The organism is Methyloceanibacter marginalis (assembly GCF_001723295.1).
Taxonomy (GTDB): Bacteria; Pseudomonadota; Alphaproteobacteria; order Rhizobiales; family Methyloligellaceae; genus Methyloceanibacter; species Methyloceanibacter marginalis.
Genome location: NZ_LPWD01000102.1, coordinates 1 through 2,220, shown reverse-complemented (window position 1 = coordinate 2,220; position 2,220 = coordinate 1). Strand labels below are relative to the sequence as shown.

At 66.5% G+C, this 2,220-nt stretch carries 2 protein-coding genes and 2 pseudogenes; 2 read left to right on the top strand and 2 right to left on the bottom strand.

The annotated features are described in order from the left end of the window. Positions 1 to 19: 19 nt before the first annotated feature. Together AUC71_RS04605 and AUC71_RS04600 are read right to left on the bottom strand one after the other, a co-directional pair. A pseudogene (locus tag AUC71_RS04605) lies at positions 20 to 226 on the bottom strand (asparaginase); the annotation flags it as partial. A 4-nt stretch (positions 227 to 230) separates the two neighbouring features. Then, positions 231 to 740: an Lrp/AsnC family transcriptional regulator gene (locus AUC71_RS04600; RefSeq protein WP_069623311.1), complete on the bottom strand. Its 510-nt coding sequence runs from the start codon at positions 738 to 740 to the stop codon at positions 231 to 233. A gap of 127 nt (positions 741 to 867) precedes the next feature. Here AUC71_RS04600 and AUC71_RS04595 point away from each other — a divergent pair, with 127 nt between their 5' ends. Beyond that, complete coding sequence (locus AUC71_RS04595; protein WP_204376630.1) at positions 868 to 1,935, top strand: mitochondrial fission ELM1 family protein; 1,068 nt, start codon at positions 868 to 870, stop codon at positions 1,933 to 1,935. Positions 1,936 to 2,019: 84 nt separating this feature from the next. After that, a pseudogene (locus AUC71_RS17375) lies at positions 2,020 to 2,220 on the top strand (NAD(P)/FAD-dependent oxidoreductase); the annotation flags it as partial.

Here is a 2,220-nt window from a genome sequence, read left to right as displayed (position 1 = left end):
CTTTCGTTGCTCAGATCGACGCGTCCGCCGCGCCGCTCTCCACCAGCGCGAGCGCCTGAAGCGATTTGACCGCGGAGCGCGGATAGTTTGGCGTCTCCACATCGCCGAGCGCCAGCACAAGACGTCCCCGCGTGTCGGCGATGGCGATGGCGCCCCTATGGCTACTTTCACTGCGGTCCCCGCGGAGGACATCGACGAGGACCGGATTGGCGGATTTGGATGCCATGAAGCTAGCCGCGTCCGCGCTCGGGCTTCGCGCGCGCCGACACGAGCTCCGTGGGCACGCCCGCCGCATGCTTCGACGTGCGGATCACGAGCGTGGTCTTCACGCTTTCCACATTGGGCGCTGCGGTCAGCTCGTGAATGATGAACTCCTGGAACGCGCTCAGATCCGGCGCCACGCAGCGCAGGAGAAAGTCGATCTCGCCGGAGAGCATGTAGCAGTCGCGCACGATCGCGCAGGCCGCGACCCGCTCCTCGAAGGCGATCAGGTCCGCTTCCGCCTGGCTGTGCAGCTTGATCATGGCGAAAGCCGAAACGTCGAAGCCGAGCGCCTTGTCGTCGAGGATGGCGGTGAAGCCCTCGATGATGCCGCCTTCCTCCAGCGCCCGGACCCGGCGCAAGCAAGGCGGCGCCGAAATGCCGACCTTGCGGGCCAACTCGATATTGGTGATGCGCCCGTCGGCCTGGAGCTCGCGCAGGATCAGCCAGTCCGTGGCATCGAGGCGGGCGGCGCGCATAAGGTTCCCATGCTCCCTGGACGATTGCAGGCGCATCGCGTTAGAAGGCGCGAGAGCGAGCCTGTGGGTTTGAATATTTCGCTGTCGCGCAACTTTACGTCCTCCCGGAAAAAGAATCGAAAAGAAATTGAGCGTTTTCCATTCCGGAAATTTTAGTGCCCCCGATGCCGCGCGTGCCGGGGTGGCGGAGGGCGCGGCGGCGCTGATCGCCGAGAGCCGCAAAGCCCGCGCCGAAAAGACCTGGATCGTCACCGACGGGTCCGTCGGCATGGAGGCCCAAGGCATCGCCGTGGCCGAGGCCGTCGGCCTTCCCTTCACCCTCAAACGGGTACGACCCAAGGGGGCGATGCGGCTCGTACCGGCCCCGTTCCAGATTCTGCTGCCGCCGAAGGCGCTGTTGCGCGCCACGGCGTCGAGCGACGCGCTGGAGCCGCCCTGGCCGCGGCTGGTCATCTCCATCGGCCGACGCAGCGTACCCATGGCGCTGGCCATCAAACGCCTGTCAGGCGCCTACGCGCTGCATATTCAGAACCCCAAAGTGCCCGCGCGCCTGTTCGATCTCGTAGCCGCGCCCGCCCACGACAATTTCGAGGGGCCGAACGTCGTCACCACGTTCGGCGCCGTACATGGCGTGACGCCGGAGCGCCTGGCGGACGCGGGGAACCAGTTCGCGCCGCGCATCGCCGAGTTGCCGCATCCGCGCATCGCCGTGCTGCTCGGGGGCGAGAGCCAGGCCTTCAGCTTTCCGCCCGAGACCGCCACCGGCTTCGGCGCCAAGCTCGCGATCCTGGCGCGCGAGAGCGGCGGCTCGCTTCTGATCACGCCGTCGAGGCGTACGCGCACCGACACGCTCGAAGCGCTTGCGCAAGCCGTCGCCGGCGTCCCGCACTTCGTCTGGGACAGCAAAGGCGACAATCCCTATTTCGCCTTCCTGTCGCTCGCCGACGCCATCGTCGTCACCGAGGACTCCGTCAACATGGTCACCGAGGCGGCAGGCACCGGAAAGCCGGTCTATGTCCAGGCCCTGCCGGGGCGCTCGACGCGGCTCTCCCGCTTCCACGCACTGATGCGCGAGCGCGGCGCCACGCGGCCCTTCGAGGGACGCCTGGAATCATGGCGTTATGTGCCGATCAACGATACCGAGGTCGTGGCGTCACATATCCGCAAGGCGCTCGGCCTTGAAAGCAAAGCCTAAAACACGGTCATCCCCAGACGGGTTGCGCGCGGGCGCGGGCATGCTTACCTCTCCCCTCCCGCTCCAAATCGAGAGGCATGTTTCATGGGTTCCCGCCACGAGAAGGTGATCATCATCGGCTCCGGCCCAGCCGGCTACACGGCCGGCATCTACGCCGCCCGCGCCATGCTGAAGCCGGTCCTGATCGAGGGCATTCAGCCCGGCGGCCAGATGACCATCACCACCGATGTGGAGAATTATCCCGGCTTCGCGACGTGATCCAGGGCCCCTGCTCATGGAGCAGAT